This is a genomic window from Johannesbaptistia floridana (assembly GCF_057440575.1).
In genome coordinates this window covers 1-3,825 of sequence record NZ_JALKVM010000054.1, presented here as the reverse complement: position 1 = coordinate 3,825, position 3,825 = coordinate 1, and the positions used below count along the sequence as shown (strand labels likewise).

Genomic DNA, 3,825 nt, shown 5'->3' with positions numbered 1-3,825 from the left:
GCATTGGAAATGAAAACGCCCGAGCTAGGGCCTTATCAGGGTTAGCCCCCCATTTCCCTGAATTGTTACCTGAAGCATTAGAAGCCGCCCGAGGCATTGGAGATGAAGACCACCGAGCTTGGGCCTTATCAGAGTTAGCCCCCCATTTCCCTGAATTGTTACCTGAAGCGTTAGAAGCCGCCCAAGGCATTGGAGATGAAAACAAGCGAGCTAGGGCCTTATCAGAGTTAGCCCCCCATTTACCTCCTGAATTGTTACCCTCCGCATTAGAAGCCGCCCGAGGCATTGGAGATGAAAACGCCCGAGCTAGGGCCTTATCAGGGTTAGCCCCCCATTTACCTCGTGAATTGTTACCCTCCGCATTAGAAGCCGCCCGAGGCATTGGATATGAATACTACCGAGCTAGTGCCTTATCAGAGTTAGCCCCCCATTTACCTCGTGAATTGTTACCCTCCGCATTAGAAGCCGCCCGAGGCATTGGATATGAATACTACCGAGCTAGTGCCTTATCAGAGTTAGCCCCCCATTTACCTCGTGAATTGTTACCCTCCGCATTAGAAGCCGCCCGAGGCATTGGAGATGAATACAACCGAGCAGAAGCCTTATCAGGGTTAGCCCCCCATTTCCCTGAATTGTTACCCTCCGCATTAGAAGCCGCCCAAGGCATTGGAGATGAAAACAAGCGAGCTAGGGCCTTATCAGAGTTAGCCCCCCATTTACCTCCAGAATTGTTAGCCGAGGCATTAGAAGCCGCCCGAGGCATTGGATATGAAGACTACCGAGCAAGAGCCTTATCTGGGTTAGCCCCCCATTTACCTCGTGAATTGTTACCCTCCGCATTAGAAGCGGCCCGAGGCATTGGAGATGAAAACAACCGAGCTAGGGCCTTATCAGGGTTAACCCCCCATTTACCTCCAGAATTGTTAGCCGAGGCATTAGAAGCCGCCCGCGGCATTGGATATGAAGACTACCGAGCTAGGGCCTTATCAGGGTTAGCCCCCCATTTACCTCCTGAATTGTTACCCGAGGCATTAGAAGCCGCCCGAGGCATTGGATATGAAGACTACCGAGCAAGAGCCTTATCTGGGTTAGCCCCCCATTTCCCTGAATTGTTACCTGAAGCATTAGAAGCCGCCCGAGGCATTGGAGATGAAGACCACCGAGCTTGGGCCTTATCAGAGTTAGCCCCCCATTTCCCTGAATTGTTACCTGAAGCGTTAGAAGCCGCCCGAGGCATTGGATATGAAAACAACCGAGCTAGGGCCTTATCAGGGTTAACCCCCCATTTACCTCCAGAATTGTTAGCCGAGGCATTAGAAGCCGCCCGCGGCATTGGATATGAAGACTACCGAGCTAGGGCCTTATCTGAGTTAGCCCCCCATTTACCTCCAGAATTGTTAGCCGAGGCATTAGAAGCCGCCCGAGGCATTGGATATGAAGACTACCGAGCAAGAGCCTTATCAGGGTTAGCCCCCCATTTACCTCGTGAATTGTTACCCTCCGCATTAGAAGCGGCCCGAGGCATTGGAGATGAAAACTACCGAGCTACAGCCTTATCAGGGTTAGCCCCCCATTTACCTCGTGAATTGTTACCCTCCGCATTAGAAGCGGCCCGAGGCATTGGAGATGAAAACTACCGAGCTACAGCCTTATCTGGGTTAGCCCCCCATTTCCCTGAATTGTTACCCGAGGCATTAGAAGCCGCCCGAGGCATTGGAGATGAAGACAAACGAGCAGAAGCCTTATCTGGGTTAGCCCCCCATTTCCCTGAATTGTTACCCGAGGCATTAGAAGCCGCCCGTGCCCTTGGATATGAATACAAACGAGCTACAGCCTTATCAGAGTTAGTCCTTGGATTGACTTCTATATCTGTAGAGGAAGCATTTTTTTTTATAAAAATACTTCATGCTTTGGCTACTCTTAATCGCCCTCATTTCTTGCAAAATATTTCTAACCTAGCTTCTACAGTTATCAAATTTGGAGGAATTGAAGCCCTTAGAGAAATAACCATAGCCATCAATGATGTTAGTCGATGGTGGAAGTGATGCTATTAGGGGAATGTAGAATTTAGAATGTAGAATTTAGAATGTAGAATTTAGAATTTAGAATGTAGAATTTAGAATGTAGAATTTAGAATGTAGAATTTAGAATGTAGAATTTAGAATGTAGAATTTAGAAGGCGCGAATTTAGAAGGCGCGAATTTAGAATTTAGAAGGCGCGAATTCCACCACCACAAGTAACTTTGGGTAAAGATGCAAGATCTGAGTATAAGCGGACATGATATCAAAATCTGCGTGCCACTTCACGGATTGGGGAGAGATTGTTCACCTGAAGTAAATCCATAATTATGAAAAATCCCTTGGGCTTGAGGTTTAGTTAAAAACTCCGTAAATTCAATCGCTGCTTCAAGATTAGGAGTATTTTTGATAACAGCAATCGGATAAGTTATAGGAGAATGGCTAGTTTCTGAGGCGATCGCAACTATTTCTACTTGATTAGATATTTGAGCATCGGTAAGATAAACTATACCAGCATCAACATTCCCTGTAGCAACGTAATGGAGAACTTGGCGAACATCTTTAGTATAAACAGCTTTAGAATTAACTGGGTCAGCAATTTGGAAAGAAGTTAATATTTCTTGGGCATATTTTCCCGCAGGAACACTATTTGTTTCTCCTAAGGCAATAGTTGTTATTTCTTTGCTGACTAAATCTTTAAAATCATCAACTTTAAGAGCATTTTTGTTTCTATTTTTAGGAACAACTAAAGCCATTTGATTTTTTAATAAATCTCGACGAGTTTCTGTCAAGAGTAAACCCTGTTTTTCTAAATTATCCATTTTGTCACTCGCCGCAGAAATAAATACATCTACTGGTGCTCCCTGTTCTATTTGTCTTTGTAATGAACCTGAAGAGGCAAAATTATAAATAATTTTAGTGCTGGGATGTTCCTGTTTGTAAAGAGGTTCTATTTCTTCCATTACATTTTTTAGACTGGCTGCGGCTGATATAGTTATTTGAGTTTGTTGACTAGCTTGACTAGGATATTCTAGTTGAATATTGTTAAAGCGATTCCATCCAAATACTAATAGTAATGTAATAATACTGATGGTTAAAAATCTGAATACTTTTTTATTTATTTTCATAATTGAACTCCAAAAATTATCGATAATAATAAACTAATAATAAATAACTAATAGCTAATTTTTATATAGCAATTCCCATACTCATGAGGTACATTTTTTGTTCCTGTGATTAGATGTTTCCTTCACATTCTTCTCTTTGTTTTCTCACCAGGTATTAGCAATCATTTACCAACCCGGAATTTTAAATCTGGGAAACGAATAACTTGATGCTTTGTTGCCACCCCTCACTTTTATTTTTGAAAACTTATCAGAATTTGATAAAACTTTAACCTTAATTGAACTAGCGATTTCCTTATCAATCGTAATTTGAGTTTGACCTACTCTAATAACAAAGGCAGGAAAAGTTTCTTCTAGGGTAATTTGTATTCCTTTATCAACACCCATTGCTAAAAGATTTTTAATAATTTGGTTATCTTGATTTCTAATGGCAACGATAATACCTTGGGTTTTAGTTGTGAGGAAATTTAAGGGAGAATAATAAACAGAAAAACCTTGAGTGAACATTTTTAAAGCTAACCTCCATAGTAGTTAATGAGCACCGGGAGAGGGGGAGAGGGGGAGAGGGGGAGCAGGGAGCAGGGAGCACCGGAGCAGGGAGCACCGGAGCAGGGAGCACCGGAGCAGGGAGCAGGGAGCACCGGAGCAGGGAGCACCGGAGCAGGGAGCACCGGAGCAGGGA

General features: G+C 43.5%; 2 protein-coding genes and 1 pseudogene. 1 reads left to right on the top strand and 2 read right to left on the bottom strand.

The features are described from left to right. Positions 1-2,045, top strand: a pseudogene (locus tag MW688_RS03940) (NB-ARC domain-containing protein); the annotation flags it as partial. A gap of 258 nt (positions 2,046-2,303) precedes the next feature. Here MW688_RS03940 and modA read toward each other — a convergent pair. Both modA and MW688_RS03930 read right to left on the bottom strand, forming a co-directional pair. Beyond that, positions 2,304-3,146, bottom strand: a complete 843-nt coding sequence (gene modA, locus MW688_RS03935; RefSeq protein ID WP_486734614.1) for a molybdate ABC transporter substrate-binding protein — start codon at positions 3,144-3,146, stop codon at positions 2,304-2,306. A 165-nt stretch (positions 3,147-3,311) separates the two neighbouring features. Continuing rightward, on the bottom strand, positions 3,312-3,650 hold the full coding sequence (locus MW688_RS03930; RefSeq protein WP_486734613.1) for a FeoA family protein: 339 nt from the start codon (positions 3,648-3,650) through the stop codon (positions 3,312-3,314). Positions 3,651-3,825: the final 175 nt, after the last annotated feature.

Excerpts from the sequence above, each read along its gene's own strand:
- modA (WP_486734614.1), bottom strand. The coding sequence starts at position 3,146 with ATGAAAATAAATAAAAAAGTATTCAGATTTTTAACCATCAGTATTATT.
- MW688_RS03930 (WP_486734613.1), bottom strand. The coding sequence starts at position 3,650 with ATGTTCACTCAAGGTTTTTCTGTTTATTATTCTCCCTTAAATTTCCTC.